Annotated in this window: 15 protein-coding genes; 8 read left to right on the top strand and 7 right to left on the bottom strand. The window is 74.7% G+C overall.

Translation table 11 applies throughout. The features are described 5' to 3' along the window. Nucleotides 1–11 precede the first annotated feature (11 nt). Genes HC251_RS07230 through HC251_RS07205 form a run of 6 tightly spaced genes read right to left on the bottom strand, consistent with a single transcriptional unit; the run spans nucleotide 12 to nucleotide 7,376 of the window. Nucleotides 12–719 carry a hypothetical protein gene (locus tag HC251_RS07230; protein WP_219944626.1) on the bottom strand — a complete coding sequence of 236 codons (708 nt, stop codon included), beginning with the start codon at nucleotides 717–719 and terminating at the stop codon, nucleotides 12–14. Continuing rightward, nucleotides 716–1,918: a glycosyltransferase gene (locus HC251_RS07225; RefSeq protein WP_219944625.1), complete on the bottom strand. Its 1,203-nt coding sequence runs from the start codon at nucleotides 1,916–1,918 to the stop codon at nucleotides 716–718. Before HC251_RS07225 ends, HC251_RS07230 begins: the two co-directional genes overlap by 4 nt. Beyond that, complete coding sequence (locus tag HC251_RS07220) at nucleotides 1,918–3,384, bottom strand: hypothetical protein (protein ID WP_219944624.1); 1,467 nt, start codon at nucleotides 3,382–3,384, stop codon at nucleotides 1,918–1,920. Before HC251_RS07220 ends, HC251_RS07225 begins: the two co-directional genes overlap by 1 nt. After that, complete coding sequence (locus tag HC251_RS07215) at nucleotides 3,381–4,493, bottom strand: hypothetical protein (protein WP_219944623.1); 1,113 nt, start codon at nucleotides 4,491–4,493, stop codon at nucleotides 3,381–3,383. Before HC251_RS07215 ends, HC251_RS07220 begins: the two co-directional genes overlap by 4 nt. Nucleotides 4,494–4,500: 7 nt before the next feature. Beyond that, nucleotides 4,501–6,084, bottom strand: a complete 1,584-nt coding sequence (locus tag HC251_RS07210) for an oligosaccharide flippase family protein (RefSeq protein ID WP_219944622.1) — start codon at nucleotides 6,082–6,084, stop codon at nucleotides 4,501–4,503. Continuing rightward, nucleotides 6,081–7,376: a hypothetical protein gene (locus HC251_RS07205; protein ID WP_219944621.1), complete on the bottom strand. Its 1,296-nt coding sequence runs from the start codon at nucleotides 7,374–7,376 to the stop codon at nucleotides 6,081–6,083. The genes HC251_RS07210 and HC251_RS07205 overlap by 4 nt, the downstream gene beginning before the upstream one ends. A gap of 248 nt (nucleotides 7,377–7,624) precedes the next feature. Between HC251_RS07205 and HC251_RS07200 the strand changes: the two genes are divergently transcribed. From HC251_RS07200 to HC251_RS07180, 5 genes are all read left to right on the top strand, one after another. After that, nucleotides 7,625–8,569, top strand: a complete 945-nt coding sequence (locus HC251_RS07200; protein ID WP_255566706.1) for an NAD-dependent epimerase/dehydratase family protein — start codon at nucleotides 7,625–7,627, stop codon at nucleotides 8,567–8,569. Further along, on the top strand, nucleotides 8,566–9,246 hold the full coding sequence (locus tag HC251_RS07195; protein ID WP_219944619.1) for a hypothetical protein: 681 nt from the start codon (nucleotides 8,566–8,568) through the stop codon (nucleotides 9,244–9,246). The genes HC251_RS07200 and HC251_RS07195 overlap by 4 nt, the downstream gene beginning before the upstream one ends. A gap of 25 nt (nucleotides 9,247–9,271) precedes the next feature. Beyond that, nucleotides 9,272–9,856, top strand: coding sequence for a sugar transferase (locus HC251_RS07190; RefSeq protein ID WP_219944618.1), 585 nt, complete (start codon nucleotides 9,272–9,274; stop codon nucleotides 9,854–9,856). Beyond that, the gene (locus HC251_RS07185) at nucleotides 9,849–11,819 is read left to right on the top strand and encodes a hypothetical protein (RefSeq protein ID WP_219944617.1); all 1,971 of its coding nucleotides are present in this window, start codon (nucleotides 9,849–9,851) and stop codon (nucleotides 11,817–11,819) included. Before HC251_RS07190 ends, HC251_RS07185 begins: the two co-directional genes overlap by 8 nt. 89 nt (nucleotides 11,820–11,908) lie before the next feature. Further along, nucleotides 11,909–12,508, top strand: coding sequence for a HAMP domain-containing sensor histidine kinase (locus tag HC251_RS07180; protein ID WP_219944616.1), 600 nt, complete (start codon nucleotides 11,909–11,911; stop codon nucleotides 12,506–12,508). Here the strand turns inward: HC251_RS07180 and HC251_RS07175 are convergent. Beyond that, nucleotides 12,420–13,178, bottom strand: coding sequence for a response regulator transcription factor (locus tag HC251_RS07175; RefSeq protein ID WP_219944615.1), 759 nt, complete (start codon nucleotides 13,176–13,178; stop codon nucleotides 12,420–12,422). The genes HC251_RS07180 and HC251_RS07175 overlap by 89 nt on opposite strands. A gap of 218 nt (nucleotides 13,179–13,396) precedes the next feature. Between HC251_RS07175 and HC251_RS07170 the strand changes: the two genes are divergently transcribed. From HC251_RS07170 to HC251_RS07160, 3 genes are all read left to right on the top strand, one after another. Continuing rightward, on the top strand, nucleotides 13,397–13,990 hold the full coding sequence (locus HC251_RS07170) for a response regulator transcription factor (RefSeq protein ID WP_219944614.1): 594 nt from the start codon (nucleotides 13,397–13,399) through the stop codon (nucleotides 13,988–13,990). A gap of 87 nt (nucleotides 13,991–14,077) precedes the next feature. After that, nucleotides 14,078–14,326 (top strand): helix-turn-helix domain-containing protein, encoded by a 249-nt coding sequence (locus HC251_RS07165; RefSeq protein WP_219944613.1) that lies wholly within the window; start codon nucleotides 14,078–14,080, stop codon nucleotides 14,324–14,326. A 110-nt stretch (nucleotides 14,327–14,436) separates the two neighbouring features. Continuing rightward, nucleotides 14,437–17,184, top strand: coding sequence for a DNRLRE domain-containing protein (locus HC251_RS07160; RefSeq protein ID WP_219944612.1), 2,748 nt, complete (start codon nucleotides 14,437–14,439; stop codon nucleotides 17,182–17,184). Nucleotides 17,185–17,230: the final 46 nt, after the last annotated feature.

Here is a 17,230-nt window from a genome sequence, read left to right as displayed (position 1 = left end):
CCGTCGCCGCGTCACGACGCCACCCGGGTGACGGTGGAGTCCGGCGCGACGACCCGCTCGATGGCTGCCGACGCCTCGGCCAGCACGTCGTCGAGCGGGGAGCTGGCGTCGATCCGCCACCCCACGGGGACCGTGGCGAGGTAGTCCACGTACTCGGAGCGACGCTGGGCCAGCTCCTCGAGCGTGCCCTCCCCCTTGCGGGCGTGCAGCACCTCGACCGGTGCGTCGAGGAGGAGCACGAGGTCCGGGGCCCCGAACGCCCGCCGGATGAAGGCGGCCCGGACCCGTCGGGACAGGGCGAGGTGCCGTCCCGGGGCCAGCTCGTGGGCGTGGTGGTCAGCCCCGTACCAGCGATCCACGACGACCACCCGTCCTCGGCGTCGGTGCCAGGCGATCACGGTCCGCTGGTAGGCGCCCTCGGTGATCTGGTGCGCGGTGCGCGCCGCGGCGCGTCCGGACCGGACGGCCCGGGCGCCGACGGAGCCCTCGTGGCTCGGTGCCAGCGATCGGCCCAGGGGCGGGGGGCCTCCCGCCGCCGCCGTGCCCCGGCGGGTGCGGAGCCGGTGCACGATGCGGGTGGTCGGGAGGGCGTGGGTGGCCGACGCCGGGTTGGCGCCGAGGTACACGTAGCGCGCCGGGACCCCGAGGCGCGCCGGCAGTCGGCGGGCGACCGTCGTCTTGCCCGCACCGTCGGCGCCGATGATGGCCACCGTGGTCATGCCGCCGCCCCCGATCGGTGCTCGCCGGCCGTCGCGGTGGCGATGGCGGAGGCGACGAGCCGCCCGCTGACGGCCCAGTCGAACCGCTCGCCCACCCAGGCCCGGGCCGCGGCGTCGGGCGTCGCCGCCCCACCCGAGGCCCGCCGCAGGCAGGCCACCACGGCTGCCGCTGCGGATCGGGGGTCATCGGCGATCGCCACGGGGGCGCCCCGACCCAGGCCCGCGGCGGCGACCGAGGAGGTCACGACCGGGATCTCCATGGCGAGGGCCTCCAGCAGCTTGTTCTGGATGCCCGTGGCGATGCGGAGGGGGGCGGCCACCACCGCGGCCCGCTCGAGGTGGGGGCGGACGTCGGGCACCGCTCCCGTCAGGGTCACCGCGGGGCGCGCCAGGCGTCGGACCAGGGCGGCGGAGGCTCCCAACCCCACGACGGTCAGCCGGGCGTCGGGCATGCGGTCCCAGACGTGCGGCATCACGTCCTCGACGAGGTGCACGGCGGCGTCGGCGTTGGGCCGGTAGCCCAGGTTGCCGCAGAGCACCACCTCCTCGCCGAGGCACGGCGCCTGCCGCCGCCAGTGGTCCAGGTCGATCCCGTTGGGCACCACCAGGGCCTCGCCCACGGCGGGCGGCGCGCCCTCCGCCTCGAGGAGCTCCTTGTCTCGCGCCGAGGCGGTGAGCAGGACGTCGCCCTCCACCACCAGGCGGTGCTCGATCCGGCGGAGCGCGTGCCGGCGCAGCGCCAGGCCCGCGGCCCGACGGGGCCCGACGGTGCGCATCTCCTGGGTCACCCGGGCCGAGGTCGCGTCGCACAGGTCCACGACCACCGGGACGCGGCCGCCCACGACGTCGAGGACCGATGCCGTCTCCTTCCCCGACAGCACCACGACGTCGATTCCGTCGGCCAGGTCTGCGGCGACGGTGGCACGAAGGGCCATAACGTCGGTGCGACGCTCCGGTCGGAGGCGGCGGAGCGTCCGGGCGGTGCCCGACCCGACCGGCTCGCGGTGCACCCGGACGTCCGCGACCAGGCCCGACACCCCGGCGATGGCGGCGTCGTCGAACCCGGCACCGACCAGCGACCGGAGCCGGATCTCGTGGTCCGGGGCCAGGGCCCGGATGAAGTGGTGGTGGCGCAGGTACCCGCTCGAGAGCGGGAACGGGAACCCGGCCGTGACGTAGGTGATCCGCGGGGCGCCCATCACCACCTCCCCACCGCGGCATCGACCGCCGCCATCCACAGGGCCTCCTCGCGGGAGGGGGCGCCGTCGGTGCTCATGTCCACCGGCCGGGCGGCCAGGTGCCGCGTCCAGCACGCGACCTGGAGGGCGGGGATGAGGCTGCGATCCAGCGCCAGCCGTTCGACGTGGACGTCGAGCTCGGGTCGGGCCCACCCGTGCGGCCGCAGGGCCCGGACGACGGCCCGCCCCAGCTGCTCGGCTCCGCCCGAACGCTCGAGGCTCTCCGTCAGGTAGGCGACGAGGAACACCAGGTCGTGGAGCGGCAGGCCGTCGGGGCGGGCCCGCTCCCAGTCGACCGCGGCGAGGGTCCCGTCCTCGACGAGGAGGTTGGGGTGACCGAGGTCGCCGTGCTCGAACACGACGGGCAGCGGGACGCGCTCGATCCGCCCGAGGACCTCGGATGCGACCTCGACCGTCGCGGCCCGGATCCCCGGCCGGGCCGCGACGGCCGTGAGCGGGCCGCGCAGGAGCGCCTCGGCCCGACCGTCCTCGGCCGGGACGGTCGCCTCGTGCCGCGGGAGGCCGTCGATCCAGCGTCGCCCCACGACCAGGGCGCCGACGGGGTCCCGGCGCACCGCCCGTCGGTCGAGCGGCTCACCGGGCACGGCCCGCTCGACCAGGACGGACCGCCCCGCCCGTCGGTCCACCCGCGCCTCTTGCGGGGCCCCGGCGAAGCCGCCGGCTCGGCGCTCCAGGTCCTCCAGGACGGCTGCCTCGGCGGCCACGTGGCCATCGTCCTCGGGCCGTCGGGCGACCTTGGCCACGCTGTGGAGGCGACGGCCGGTGCCGTCGGTGGCGATCCCGATGACCGCTCGTGACCGGCGGTACCCCGGTGTGACCAGGGCGTCGATCCGACGCCCGTCCGCCGGTCCGGCGAGCGCCCGCTCCGTGCAGGGGCCGGGAGCCATCGCCATGATCGACACCTCGCGGGCCAGGAGGTCGGCGACGCCGGACCACGCCACCGCGACCTCGAGGGGGGTGCGCCGCCGCCGGTCGGCGACGGTGCGCACCACGGTGGCCGCAGCCACGCGGTCCTCGAGCCGGATGAGGCACCGGGGGTGATCGATGTCCGGCCGGGCCCACCACGTCGTCACGTCGATCAGGCCCCTCTGGCGGAGCAGCCAGCGGGTGCGGGCTCGACGACGCCGACGGCTGCGCTCGACCCGGATGGCGCCGCCGGGACGCACCAGGGCCATGGCGGTGCGCAGCGCCGAGGCCCGGTCGTCGGTCACGATGACGGTGTCGGCCAGCTGGTCCGGTCGCGCCGTCGACGACGCCTGCTGGGCCCGGTGGGCGCTCCGGGTGACGGGGCCGACGACGGCCACGGACCCGAGGCGACCGCCCGGGAGCAGGGCCGCCCAGTCCGGGGGCACAGGGGCGTCCGGGCCGGTGGCGTCCCGGCGCACACGGGGCTCGATGGCGGTCATCGGCATCCTTCGGCGACGTCGGCGACCACGGCACCGAGGTGGGCCAGGTCGACGGGGTACGGGTGGACGACCTCGACGGAGGGGCGATCGTCGAGACGGGCGTGCAGCAGCGTCCGCTCGCGATCGGCGGCGCCGTCGAGGAGGGGCAGCGCTGTGCCGGGGTGCGCGAACCGGTGGGCATCGGCCAGCTCGCGCAGGGGGGCCCGCTCGTAGGCGAGCGACGCGACCATCCGCTCGGCCACCTCGTGCCCCGTGGTCGGCACGACGACGATGTCCCCGCGGTCGGCGGAGGTCACCAGCAGCACCGGCCCGATCGGCACGGGACCGGAGGCGGGACGTTGCGACGAGAGGCGGGCGCCGTCGACGTCCACCCCGCGCTGGCGGTCGAGGACGGTGGCGAGCCGGGGGGACCGGCTGCTCACGGCGCGGTGGGCGACCCGCACGGCGGCGAGCCGGGCCCGGCTGCGACGCCCCACGGCGCCCCGCACCGCGTCGAGCTGGTCGAGCTGCCAGTCCCAGACCCGCACCGGTTCGCGGATGCCGGTGACGGTGCCGTCGGGACGGAGGTGGAGCCACTCGTCACCGACGAGGCGCGCCCCCCGGGCGAGGAGGGCGAGGACCACCTCGGTCTTGCCGCCCTTGCTCCAGCCGGTGGCGACGACGGCGCGCCCGTCGACCTCGACCGCCGACGCGTGGAGGGCCACGATGTCGTGGCGGAGGAGGGCGAGGTTGATGGCGGCGACCAGGTGGGGCACCCGCCCGACGCCGTGCTCGCACACGAGCTCGCACGGACCACCGAGGTCGGCCACCGGGATGCGGACGCGCACCGGGCGTCGGTGCCGGCCGCGCAGGACGATGAGGGTGCCGTCCTCCCCCACCCCGAGCTCGTGAGGGCCGATGAACCGCATCCCCGCGGGCACGGGCAGGCGGTCGACGTAGCGGATCGTGATGTCCGCCGGCGCCGCGTCCGCGGGACGCAACGGGCCCAGCTGGGCGATGACGGCGGCCTGGTCGCCGGGGGTGGCGTCGACGAGGCGGACCCGGACCGCCCCGGCGACGACAGCGTCGAGCGCCGTCGCGTGCGGGACGACCTGGGGGTCGAGGGTCATGGCCACCTCACCGCCTCCCCGGGGCGACGAACCGCCCCAGCAGCGGGATGCGGAGCAGCTCGGGGAACATGGCGTCGACGGCGAGCTCGCGCCGGCCCACCCACAGGACGGCGCCGGAGCTGGCGGCGACGACGACCAGGGCCACCGGGAGCGGCAGGTCGACGACGGCGCTGGCGACGATGGCGGTCGAAGCGATGCCGATGGTCAGGTAGACGCTGGCGTACCGCTCCGGCAGGAGCTCGACCCCGGTGGCGCGGCGCAGGGCCAGGTGCTTGAGCAGGTTGTAGGCCACGACCGAACCGGCCGTGCCCCAGGTCGCACCCAGGGCGCCGTGCGCCGGGATCAGGAGCGCGTTCAGCACCAGGTTGATGACGAGGGCGGCGCCGGCGGTGCCCGCGATCAGCCACACTCGGCCGACCATCTTCACCGTCACGCCGTTGAAGCCGAGGGCGGCGTTGGCGTAGAACGCGGCGGCGAGGATGGCCAGGTAGGTGCCCGATCCGTCGTAGCGCGCTCCGAAGAGCAGGGCCACCACCGGATCGGCCAGCCCGACGGTGATGGCGGCGATGGGGAAGGTCAGCACCGCCACCCACGCCGCCGTGCGCCAGTAGGCGGTGGCCAGGCCCGTGCGGTCGCGCCGCGCCCACATCCGAGCCATCAACGGACCCGCCAGCAGGGCGAAGCTGTTCATCACCACCTGGTTCAGGTGGGCGAGCGGCAGGACGGACCGGTAGGCGGCGACCGCATCGGCGCCGTGCGTCCGTCCCAGGATGGCCACGTCCGACGTGTTGAGGACGACGAACATGGCGTCGCTGAGGAGCAGGGGCACGGTGAACGCCCCGATCTCCCGCAGCGGGAGCCGGATCCCCTCGCGGGATCGCGCCCGACGATCGTCGAGCAGGCCGCGGTCGCGGAAGGCCCGGACCAGCAGCGAGCCGTAGACGGCGACGCCGACGAGGCCCACGAGCACGTAGCCGGCTCCGAGGGCGACGACTCCGCCCCCGGTCAGGAGGACCAGGCCGGCCACGCCGAGGCGGAGGACGGGCGTGAGGACGTAGCGGCGGAAGAAGATGGCCTTCGACCGACCGAAGGCGGCGAACAGCGACGCGGCCGCACTGTCCAGGGCCTGCAGCGGGGCGAGGAGCACCATCACGGCCAGCAGCTGGGCGAGGCGGGGGTCGGCGACAACGGTCTCGCCGACCCAGCCCTGGAAGCCGATCGCCACCACGGCCGCCGCCGCCCCCAACCCGAGGATCGTCGTGACCTGCATGACGATGGTGCCCCAGAGCCGCGGGTAGTCGCGCTCCTCCTCGAACACGACGATGAAGCGAGCGAGGCCGCGGTCCAGCCCGAAGGTCACGATGGTGGCCAGGACCGTGACCACCGACATGGCGTAGGCGAAGAGGCCGTAGTCGGAGCGGGCCAGGGCCCGGACCACCAGGACCTGGATCGCCATGTTGGCCGCCATCGAGGCGAGCCGACCGACGAGGAGGAGGCTCGACCCGCGGATCTGGCCCTCGACGGCCCCGTGCCCAGGTCGTTCGTCCCTCGGCGCGGCGGGCTCGTCGACGGCTGCGGGGGTCGCGCTCACGAGAGCCCCGCAGCCGGCACCGGGGCGCCGGTACCGGTCGGGATGGCGTGACGCCAGATCAGGTCGACGGCCCGGGCCCGCACCGCCTCGGGGGAGGCGGTGGCGTCGACGACGTGGGTCGGTGCCGCCATCTGGAGGGCGAGGTTCCGTGCGCGGTCGCCGGCGAGGCGACGCACGTCGTGCTCGGGACGGCGGCGGTGGAGCACGTCGGCGGGTGCGTCGAGGATGAGGAGCAGGTCGGGGCACGGGAGCGTCGATGCCAGCACGGTCCTCCGGACACGGGTCCGCCAGCCGACGCCGTCGGACGGGACGGGACGCGCCTGCTCGGGGTGGCGGTCGAGGATGACGAGCCGACCCATGCGGCGGTGCCACGCCAGCGCGGCACGGGTGGCGACCAGGCGGGCCAGGACCCGCGCCGTGGCGATCCCCGGAGCCGAGGCGGTCGTCCCACTCCGGTAGGTGCCCCCGTAGAGCGCCCGGGCGGGGACGCCCACGTCGTCGAGCAGCCCGGCGACGAGGGTCGACTTGCCGGTGCCGTCGGGCCCGACGAGGGCGACGACGGCACCGGCCCCCGCCAGCGGGCGCAGGACACGACCGCTGCGGCGCAGGACGTGGTGGGTGAGGCTCCGACGGGCACCCTGGAGCGGGTGACGGCGCACCAGGCGCCGACGCAGCCGGGGCGCCGCCGACCGCACCAGGTCCCACCGCCCGTCCCGGGCGGCGGCGACCAGGCCCGGGAACGACGCGGGGCCGATCCCCGGCTCCGCCAGGGCGAGCGCCAACCGCCCTCCGCCGTCCACCTCGCCTGCGAGCTGCGCCAGGGCGACGGTGTCGCGCGGGCGCAGGCCGCCCCGGTCGACCAGGGCGTGCAGGAGGTGGGCCACCAGCTCGTCGGCCGGCTGCAGTCGGGGCCGGGGGCCTGGGCGGCGATCCCGGAGGCAGTCGGGTCCGAGTCGCGTCGGCCACTCGTGCCGGCGCCCGAAGCACAGGTCGGTGACGACGTCGAGCTTCAGCCAGTCGGTGTCCGGTCCGGTGACGAGGGGTCGGACGAAGAACCGGTGGGGGTCGCGGCCCCACCCCGGCCGGCGACGGAAGCCGGCGTCCACCAGCGCCGTCTCGACCCGGTCTCGTTGGCCGGGGTCGACGAGCAGGTCGGCCTCGAGCACCCCTCGCCCGTCCCGGCTCGGCTCGCGCAGGACGGCGGCCGCCAGCCCACGCTCCTCGAGACGGGCGAGGACGCGGTCGAGGGCGACCTCGGCGACGCTCGTTCCCTGATGCTCCTTGACGGTCACGACCCGTCGTCCTCCCTCGTCCCTCGGCGGAACAGGGCCACGCTCGCCCGCGCCCCCTGCGCCGGGCACCGCGGTGTGGGTGAGACCCCCTACCGCGAACGCGCGCCGGACGGGGGGCGGACCTCCTGACCAGGCCCTGGCCAGAGGAACGGGGTAGTCGAGATCACCCCACCGACGGTCGTCGGCGCACCTGGGCTGCACCAGGGTGCGGACGACCGGACGTGGATGGAGGTCCCTCGGTGATCGTGATGGTGACAGGAGCAGCTGGCTTCATCGGTTCGACGTTGAGTCGCCGGATCCTCGAGGACGGACACGAGGTGGTGGGGGTGGACTGCCTGACCGAGTCCTACGACCCGCAGCTGAAGACGAGGAACCTCGAGGGCCTCGTCGACCATCCCCGCTTCCAGCTCGTCGCCGCCGACCTGTCCCGCACCGTCCCCCGGTCCGTGCTCCACGACGTCGAGGTCGTGTACCACCTCGCCGGGCAGGCCTCGGTGACCCGGTCGTGGGGACCGCACTTCGCCGACTACACCCGCCACAACGTGGCGGCCACGCAGGACCTGCTGGCGGCGTGCATCGGATCGAACATCCGACGGCTCGTGTACGCCTCGAGCTCGTCGGTCTACGGCGACGCCCTGATGCTGCCGACCGACGAGATGGCCCTGCCCCGGCCCATCTCGCCCTACGGCGTGTCGAAGCTGGCCGGCGAGCACCTCTGCCTGGCCTACCACCGGGAGATGCAGCTGCCGGTCACCTGCCTCCGCTACTTCACGGTCTACGGGCCGCGGCAGCGACCCGACATGGGGTTCCACAAGCTGTTCCGGGCCGCCTTCGAGGGCGGGACGTTCGGCATCCGGGGAGACGGGTCGGCGTCGCGCGACTTCACCTACGTCGACGACGCGGTCGAGGCGACCTACCGAGCCGGGCTCGCCGACTGGGACGGCGTGCTGAACATCGGCGGTGGCAACCCGGTCACGCTGGCCGACGCCGTGGACCTGGTGCAGGAGATCGTGGGTCCGATCTCGCTCGACCACACCCCCACCGTGGCGGGTGACGCCCGCAGCACGGCCGCCGACATCAGCAGGGCCGCAGCCGTGCTCGGCTACCAGCCCGCGACCCCCCTGCGGGTGGGGCTGGAGGCGATGGCGGCCTGGGCGGCCGGCGTCTACGGCCGGGAGCTGACGACCACATGAGGAGGTCTCCCTGGTCCGGGTACGACCGCCGCGGCCGGTGGTCCGGCGGCGACGCCGTGCTGTGCGCCGTGCCCCGCATGCGGCCCGGCACCGTCCTCGGCTGCTGCGTGTCCCTGCTGGTCGCCGGGGTCTTGCTGGCCCGGGGCTTCGTCGGGATGCTCCCCAGTCGCCCCGTCTACCTGATCCTCGGCGGCATCTTGGCCGCCACCGCCCTGCTCGGTCTGGTCGTCGACCACATCTCGGTCGTGGTCCGAGGTGAACGGCCCGACCACGTGCTAGTCGCCGAGCTGGACCGCAGCCGCCGGCACGGCCACCCGCTCTCGCTGGCGTCGGTGCGCTGCGACGACGACGCCGCCCTCGAGGTCGTGTCGCACCTGCGCACGACGGACCGGGCCTGGCGTGCGGGTGAAGTGCTGTACGTGCTCCTCGTCGAGACCGACCGACCCGGCGCGGCCCGGTTCGCGGCCCGCCTCGCCCCCCTCGTGCCCCCGACCGACGTCCGCTGGGCGTCGTTCCCCACGGACGCGGTCACCTCCGACGGGCTCTACTCCCGGCTCGCCGACCCATCGGACGAGACGGTCGAGCCGGAGAGGGGCGTGGTCATCGCCGACACCGGGCCCGAGGCCGCTGACCTCGACGGCACCATGGGCGAGGCCCCGCGCCTCGCGGGAGGCTGACGTGGGGCCCCGGACGAGCTACCGCATGCTGAAGCGGGGCGTCGACCTCGTCGTGTGCATCGTCGCCCTGCCGGTCGCGGGCGTCCTCATGGCGCTGATCGCTCTGGCCATCGCGATCGACACCCCCGGGCCGATCCTCTTCGTGCAGCGGAGGACCGGCCGGGACGGCGTCCGGTTCCCCATGCTCAAGTTCCGCACCATGGTCGAGAACGCTGAGGAGCTCAAGGCCTCCCTCCAGCACCTGAGCATCGTGCCGGCGCCGGACTTCAAGGTCATCGACGATCCCCGGATCACCCGCGTGGGACGGGTGCTCCGGGCCACGAGCCTGGACGAGCTGCCCCAGCTGCTCAACGTCCTCGTCGGGCACATGTCGCTCGTCGGACCCCGGCCGACATCCTTCGCGCCGGCGACGTACTCGTTGTGGCACACCCGACGCCTCGAGGTCCGCCCCGGCCTGACAGGGCTGTGGCAGGTGCAGGGACGCACCGGCCTGAGCTTCGACGAGCGCCTGCGGCTCGACGTCCGCTACATCGACCACTGCTGCCTGCCGGTCGACCTCTGGATCCTGGCGGCCACCGTGCGATCGGTGGTGCAGCGCGGCGGTGAGTGACCGACGCTCCATCTGGCTCGACCGCTCGCGGCTCAGGACGGTGGGCGTCGCCGCCGTCCTCCTGGCCGTGGCCGCATCGGCGGGGCGCGCCGCCCTCGCCGATGCGGCGCCCGGCCGGGTCCGCGGCGGGGCGCTCCCCGTCGCTGCGCCCGACCCCCTCGATCGGCCACCGGACGTGCCGTCGTACCCGCCGCTGGTCGACGGACCCGGCCGGCCGGCCGACCTCGAGCTGCCGGCCGAGGAGGCAGGCACCCATCGCACCTGGTTCGCGACGGGCACCTGGTGGGCCGTCCTCCCCGACCCGGTCTCCGGCGTCCACCGCATCTGGGGGCTCTCCGGGCCCGACGGCCCGTGGATCGACACGGGCACCCTCGTCGACGAGAGGCCCTACGCCCTGGTCGACGTGGCGTGGGACGGAGAGGACCTGGTCGTGGCATCCACCGGGCGGCGGGCGTACCGCGGCCATGCCCTCCGGGTGCACCGGTTCGGCTGGTCCGCGTCCGCCCGGAGGTGGGTGCCCGCCGCCGACCACCCGATCGAGCTGACCACCGAGGGCGAGCCGCTGGCCCGGTTGGCGGTGACCACCGACGGGACGGCATGGCTGGTCCGCCCCCGCGGCAAGGGCCTCGAGGTCGCCCGCACCGCAGGGCGTGCCCCCCGGTGGGCCGGGTGGACACCTCTCCCGGTCGAGGGGGCGGCGACCGACGTGGGCGGGTACGACGTGCTCGCCGTCGGGGACGAGCTGGTCGTGACGTGGCGGCGGCTGTCGGCCAACGCCATCGTGGTCGCCCGGGGCCGCGAGGAGTGGCGGCGGTCCGAGGTGGAGATGGCCGGCGTCATGGGCGTCGGGCCGGTCGACGCCGCCTCCGCCCCCGACGGCGGGCCCCTCGCCGTCCTGGTCTCCACGACCGCTGCCCCCGGAGCCGCCGGCGACCAGGCCCCGTCGCTGCTCCTGGCGGTCGTGCCGCCCGACGAGGCGCCGGATCCGACACCCACCGTCGCCGTCGTGGCGCGCGGGGCCGACGGCCTCACCCAGCCCAGCCTCCTCGTCGACGGATCGGCCGCCCGCGTCCTCGCCATCGTCCCCCCGACGGAGGACGAGGTGATCTCCTGGTTCGTGCGCGGCCAGGGGGCGCCGACCGCGCTCGTGGAGAAGCAGGCACCGCTGGCCGAGCCGCTGTTCGCCCCGGGGGTGGGACGCCGCCTGATGAGCGGCGTCGACGGTGCGCCGATGGCCCGGCCGCTGCTGCCCCGCCAGGTCGTGCCCGGCGGCGGACTGGTGGTCGTCGCCTCCGGCGCGGGGGCGACGCGCTGGTCCACCTGGGCCGATGGCGTGGCGCCGGCCCCGGAGGCTCCGGCACCGGCAGGCGCCGACGCCGTCACGGTCCTCGTCGACGACACCTTCGACAGCCTCCCGGTCGGGGGGCCGGGACCGACCTCGTGGGCGCCCGAGGATGCCGACCCCCCCGTGGGGGTGGTCGTCGACGACCCCTCCTTCCCGTCCCGGTCGCTCCAGCTCGTCGGTGGGCCCGACCCCGTCTCGGCGTGCCGACCGATCCCCGAGCTGCCCGCCGAGGTCGTCACCGTCGAGGCCTCGATGCGATCGTCGGGCGCGCCCGGCACGGCCGACACACGGCTCCTCACGGTGCGGGGGACCGGAGGCTCGGTGGCCTCGGTGCGCCTGAGCCGTCTCGGCCTGGCCGGCTGGTCGACGTCAGCGGGTCGCGTCACGGGCCTCCCCGTCGCTGCCGGTGCCGTCCTCGTCATCTCGGTCCGGCTCGAGCTGCCGACCCGGACCGCGGACATCACCGTCAGCTCCACCGACGGCGCCGTCCTGGCGCAGGGCGCGGACATCCCGTGGCTCACCGCCGGGGACGGGACGGTCGACGAGCTGTGCATACGCCCGGCGCCGGGCGACGGGACCGCCGTCGTCGTGGACGCCGTGCGTGTGACCCTCCGCTGAGGGGGGAGCGGTCCCCCTCACGCTCGCGGCACGACGTGACGCGCCGCGACGTAGGGTCGTGGGGCCGCAGCCAGAGGAGGGATCCGGAGATGACGCCGAGAGAGCGGCACGGCGACGAGGCTCGGCGGTCCGCGCACGACCTCCTGCAGTCCGTCGCCATCATGCAGGCCTTGATCGGGACGCTGCGGGCGACCGATGCCGTCGCCGCCTCCGCCACGCGGCTCCTCGACCAGCTCCAGCGCGAGGTGCGGCTGATCGCCGAGGTGTGCGAGCGGCAGCTCGACATCGGGTCCGTCGTCTCCGAGGTGGACCTGGCCCGGGTCGTCCAGGAGGTCGTCGACCGGTCGCAGCTGACCTACTCCGGCCAGATCTCGCTCGAGGTGGTGCCGGCATCGATCGACGGCGACCCGGTCGAGTGGCACCGGTGCCTCTACAACCTGGTCGAGAACGCCACCCGCGCCGCCTCGCCCGACGGCAAGGTCGAGGTCCGTCTGGCCATCAGCGACGGGTCGATCCGGATCGCCGTCGGCGACTCGGGGCCCGGCTTCGGCGAGGCCGTCGCCGGCCGGGCGTCGCTGGGCCTCTCCACCGTCACTCGGGTCATCGAGGGGCACTCCGGGCACCTGGAGCTCCGGGAGAGCCCGCTCGGGGGGGCCCAGCTGACCGTGGTGGTCCCGCTCCAGGCCTGACGCCTCCTCGTCCGCGCCCGGGGCCCTCCGGACGGATGCCGGCGCGCAGGGCGAGGCTCACCGCCTCGAGGCTGGCGTGGACGCCCAGCTTGGCCAGGATGCTCTTGACGTGCGTGCGGACCGTGTTCAGCGAGATGGACAGGGCCGTGCCGATCTCGCTCCGGCTCAGGCCGTCGACCATGAGCCCCAACACCTGGCGCTCCCTCTCCGACAACGTGTCGACGAGGATCTCCCAGTCCGACGGCGGCGCCGGCTCCTTCATCAGCTCCACGACGGGCCCGATGAGCTCGACGGGGAGCCACATGTGCCCCTCCGCGGCCGCCCGGACGGCCGCCAGGAGATCCTCCGACGACGCCGTCTTGGGCACGTAGCCGGCGGCCCCGGCCCGCAACGCGGTGACGACCACGTCGGGGGTGGACGTGGCGCTGAGGATGAGCAGGGGCAGGTGCGGGTGCTCGTCGATCAGGAGGGCGAGGAGGTCGAGGCCGTCCTCCCCCCCGAGGTCGAGGTCGATCGTCGCCACGTCGATCCGCTCCCTCCGGGCCACGTTCACCGCCGTGCTGGACGAGTCGGCGAGGAACACCGGATCGCAGCCGGCTGCGTTCATCAGCTCGGCCAGGGCGTTGGCCACGCCCTCGTGGTCGTCGACGACCAGCAGTGAGAGGCTCATCGCTGCAGAACCTGCACCCCTTCGGGCCGAGGTGCCCCCCGTGGGGGGGTGAGGGACCCTACCCCAGAATCGTGGTCCGGACGGGTGACCATCCCCGAAAAGCGGTCGAAGGGTAGCATTCTGGTTCACTCTGAGCGAACATGGTGTGAACGGCGGCACGCATCGTGCTGCCACCGACGTCTCTGCCGGGGGGACCGGCACTGCGAGGAGGGACATCCATGGACCTCGTCCTCTGCGACGACCATCCGATCGTGATGCACTCGATGGCCGCCATGTTCCGGAGCCACGGCCACGATGTCGTGGCCACCGCGACCCGGCCCGAGCAGCTGGCGGACCTGGTGCTGCGGCACCATCCCCATGTCTGCGTGACCGACCTGATGTTCGACGACGCCGGCCCCGCTGCCGTGTTCGACGCCATCGCCCAGGTGTCGCCGTTCGTCGACGTGGTGGTCCTGTCCGGCGCTCCCGGGCACGCCGCCCAGGCACTGGCCGCAGGGGCGACGGCCGTCGGCTCCAAGTCGCTCTCGGCCGAGGCCATCGTCGCCCTCGTCGAGGGACGGACGGCCGAGGGGACGGTCGCCCGTCCCGTGCAACGGGCCCGGGTCCCGTACTTCCTGACGGAGCGAGAGGTCGAGGTCCTCCAGAGCCTCAGCGACGGCGACTCCACCGCTCGCATGGCCGAGCGCCTCGGGGTCCGGCACGCCACCGCTCGATCGCACGTCCAGAGCGTGCTGCTCAAGCTCGGGGTGCACAGCCGGGTGGCGGCCGTCGCCGTCGCGGTGGAGGCCGGGATGGTGCGGGTTCCGGCCTGAGGGTCGGTGAGCTCGTGCGCCACACGATGCAGCAGGAGATGAGGACCGATGCGACCGGATGGATCTGACGCCGGAGCCGACGACGAGGTGGCACGGCGGAGCGTGCTCGACTGCCTCGGCCACGCGGAGCGGCCCCTCGGCCCTCTGGAGGTGGCCCGCCGCACGCACCTGAGCTCGCTGGTCGTCATCCCCGTGCTGACCAAGCTGGCGGAGGAGTCGCTCGTGCGCCGGGAGTGCGTGGTGACGGGCTCCGGTCGGACCGACAAGACGTGGGCCTACACCCTCACCGGGCGCGGGGGCCGAGCCGTGGCCGCCAGCAGCCGCCGCACGGGCTGACGTCGGGACGAGCCGCTCAGGGGAGGCGCCCTCACCCCCGCGGCGGTGACCGAGTCGACGGGCCCCTGCGAACGTGATCCCCTCGGCCCCGACCCGCAGGAGACTGCCCGATGAGCACCCGCTCGGCACCGCGATGGACCCGTCAGCGGGTCGTCGCCATCCTCGCCGTCGTCGTGGGGCTCGCCGGGCTGGGGGTCACTGCGACCCCTGGCGCACCCTCGGCGGCCGACCCGGGCGACGTCGGCTGGGAGGGACCGTCGTACGAGGGGGCCTCGGGATCGCCGAGCGGCTCCAAGCCGCAGAGCAAGGTGTGGTTCAACGACGGGCTCTGGTGGGCGACGCTCTACGACAGCGCCAGCGGCGACTTCCACATCTGGCGCCTCGACGTGACCCGCCAGACCTGGGTCGACACCGGCACCCTCGTCGACACCCGACCGAACAGCCGGAGCGACGCGCTCTGGACCGGCCAGCACCTGTACATCGCCAACCACGTGTTCTCCGAGAGCGGCGGGACCGCACCGGCGCAGCTGCGCCGCTACAGCTACGACAGCGCGACCAAGCGCTACAGCGCCGACCCCGGTTTCCCGGTCACGATCAACGGCGTGCGGTCCGAGACCCTGGTGATCGACCGGGAGCCGACGGGACGGCTCTGGGCCACCTGGGTCGAGGGGGGCCAGGTGATGGTGGCCCACACCACGACCGCCGACACGGCATGGTCCGCACCGTTCGCCCTGCCCGTGGCCGGCTCGAACGCCAGCTCCGATGACATCTCGGCCGTGGTGGCCCACCGCAGCGACCGCATCGGCATCCTGTGGAGCAACCAGGACGACGAGACGATGTCGTTCGCCTACCACCTCAACTCCAGCGCACCCGGGACGTGGTCGGCCCGCGAGATCGCCTACTCGGGGGCGGGCGCAGCCGACGACCACATCGACTTCGCCGCCGTGCAGGACGTGGGCGGCCGCGTCCTCGCGGCCGTGAAGACGTCCCGGTCGGGGTCGTCGGTCCTGACCCACCTCCTGGACCGGGATCCGGCCACCGGGACGTGGAGCAGCCACACCTACGGCCTCGGGAGCGACAACCACACCCGCCCCATCGCCGTCGTCGACTCCGAGCACCAGCGCGTCCACATGTTCGCGACGCGCGGCCAGGCCGGAGGGTCGATCTACGAGAAGAGCGCGCCCCTCTCCGCCATCGACTTCCCGTCAGGACCGGGCACGCCCGTGCTGACCGACGCGAGCAGCGCCGACATCAACAACCCGACGTCGACCAAGCAGACGGTGTCGTCGGCCACCGGCCTCGTCGTGCTCGCCACCAACGACAGCACCCGTCGCTACTGGACGCACTACGACCCGCTGGGCGGGCCCGGGCCGGGCCCGGTCACGCCGTCGGCGTCGTTCACCCGCTCACCGGCGACCGGGACCGCCCCGCTCGACGTGGCCTTCACCGACACCTCCACCGGCTCGCCCACCTCGTGGGCATGGACCTTCGGCGACGGCGCCACCTCCACCGCCCAGCACCCCACCCACCGCTACAGCGCCCCCGGCACCTACACCGTCAGCCTCACCGCCACCAACGCCGCCGGCAGCGACACCATCACCCAGACCGGCTCGGTCACCGTCACCACCGCACCACCCACAGGGACACCCCTGACCTTCACCGCCACCGCCGACGGACTGGTGAAGTCGTCCTCCCCCACCCGGTCCTACGGTGGTGACGCCAAGCTCCAGGTCCGCGCCCCGGACCCGGCGTACGAGTCCTACGTGCGCTTCGACCTGTCGGGCCTGGGCGGGGCACCGACCTCGGCCCGTCTGCGCCTCTTCGTGACCGACGCCAGCCCGGTCTCGGGGACGGCGACGGGCGTCCAGACCGGTTGGACCGAGGGCGGTCTGACCTGGAACACCCGACCGGGCGCGATCGGCGGGCCGCTCGGCTCCGCCGGCGCGAGCACGGCCGGCCAGTGGGTCGAGTACGACGTCACCGCCGGGGTCGCCGGCGACGGCCCCGTCGCCTTCGCGATCCGCACGACGAGCACGAACAGCCTCATCACCTCCAGCCGCGAGGGAGCCCACCCGCCCCAGCTCGTCGTGACCGCCGGAGGGACCTCGCCGCCACCCCCACCACCACCGCCACCGCCGACGCCGCCGTCGGCGTCGTTCACCCGCTCACCGGCGACCGGGACCGCCCCGCTCGACGTGGCCTTCACCGACACCTCCACCGGCTCGCCCACCTCGTGGGCATGGACCTTCGGCGACGGCGCCACCTCCACCGCCCAGCACCCCACCCACCGCTACAGCGCCCCCGGCACCTACACCGTCAGCCTCACCGCCACCAACGCCGCCGGCAGCGACACCATCACCCAGACCGGCTGGGTCACCGTCACCACCGCACCACCCACAGGGACACCCCTGACCTTCACCGCCACCGCCGACGGACTGGTCCAGAGCGGCAGCCCCTCCAAGAGCTACGGAACGACCGCCGACCTCAAGGTGCGGGCGCCCACGCCGGCCTACGAGTCCTACGTGCGCTTCGACCTGTCGGGCCTGGGCGGGGCACCGACCTCGGCCCGTCTGCGCCTGTGGGTCACCGACGCCAGCCCGACCGGAGGCGTCGTGACACCCGTCGGCGCGGGGTGGACCGAGGCCTCGCTGACCTGGAACACCCGACCGGCCGCCCTGAGCAGCGCCGTCGCCACCCTCGGGGCGACGACGGCGGGGAGCTGGGTGGAGGTCGATGTCACCGCTGCGGTCGCCGGCGACGGCGCCCTCGCCCTGCGCCTGACGACCCCGAGCACCAACAGCGCCGTCTACTCGAGCCGGGAGACCACCCGACCCCCGCAGCTGGTCGTGGTGCCGTGAGGCGGAGGCTCCATCCGCGCTCGGCGCACCACGCCCCGCCGCCCGG

Origin of the sequence: Iamia sp. SCSIO 61187 (assembly GCF_019443745.1) — a bacterium.
In the GTDB taxonomy this organism is placed as follows: domain Bacteria; phylum Actinomycetota; class Acidimicrobiia; order Acidimicrobiales; family Iamiaceae; genus Iamia.
Note: the sequence above shows the minus strand (reverse complement) of the source record. Positions and strands in the feature narration are given on the sequence as shown.

Coding starts and splice junctions, on each gene's coding strand:
- HC251_RS07230 (WP_219944626.1), bottom strand. CDS start 719: ATGACCACGGTGGCCATCATCGGCGCCGACGGTGCGGGCAAGACGACG.
- HC251_RS07225 (WP_219944625.1), bottom strand. CDS start 1,918: ATGGGCGCCCCGCGGATCACCTACGTCACGGCCGGGTTCCCGTTCCCG.
- HC251_RS07220 (WP_219944624.1), bottom strand. CDS start 3,384: ATGACCGCCATCGAGCCCCGTGTGCGCCGGGACGCCACCGGCCCGGAC.
- HC251_RS07215 (WP_219944623.1), bottom strand. CDS start 4,493: ATGACCCTCGACCCCCAGGTCGTCCCGCACGCGACGGCGCTCGACGCT.
- HC251_RS07200 (WP_255566706.1), top strand. CDS start 7,625: ATGGTGACAGGAGCAGCTGGCTTCATCGGTTCGACGTTGAGTCGCCGG.
- HC251_RS07195 (WP_219944619.1), top strand. CDS start 8,566: ATGAGGAGGTCTCCCTGGTCCGGGTACGACCGCCGCGGCCGGTGGTCC.
- HC251_RS07190 (WP_219944618.1), top strand. CDS start 9,272: ATGCTGAAGCGGGGCGTCGACCTCGTCGTGTGCATCGTCGCCCTGCCG.
- HC251_RS07180 (WP_219944616.1), top strand. CDS start 11,909: ATGACGCCGAGAGAGCGGCACGGCGACGAGGCTCGGCGGTCCGCGCAC.
- HC251_RS07175 (WP_219944615.1), bottom strand. CDS start 13,178: ATGAGCCTCTCACTGCTGGTCGTCGACGACCACGAGGGCGTGGCCAAC.
- HC251_RS07170 (WP_219944614.1), top strand. CDS start 13,397: ATGGACCTCGTCCTCTGCGACGACCATCCGATCGTGATGCACTCGATG.
- HC251_RS07160 (WP_219944612.1), top strand. CDS start 14,437: ATGAGCACCCGCTCGGCACCGCGATGGACCCGTCAGCGGGTCGTCGCC.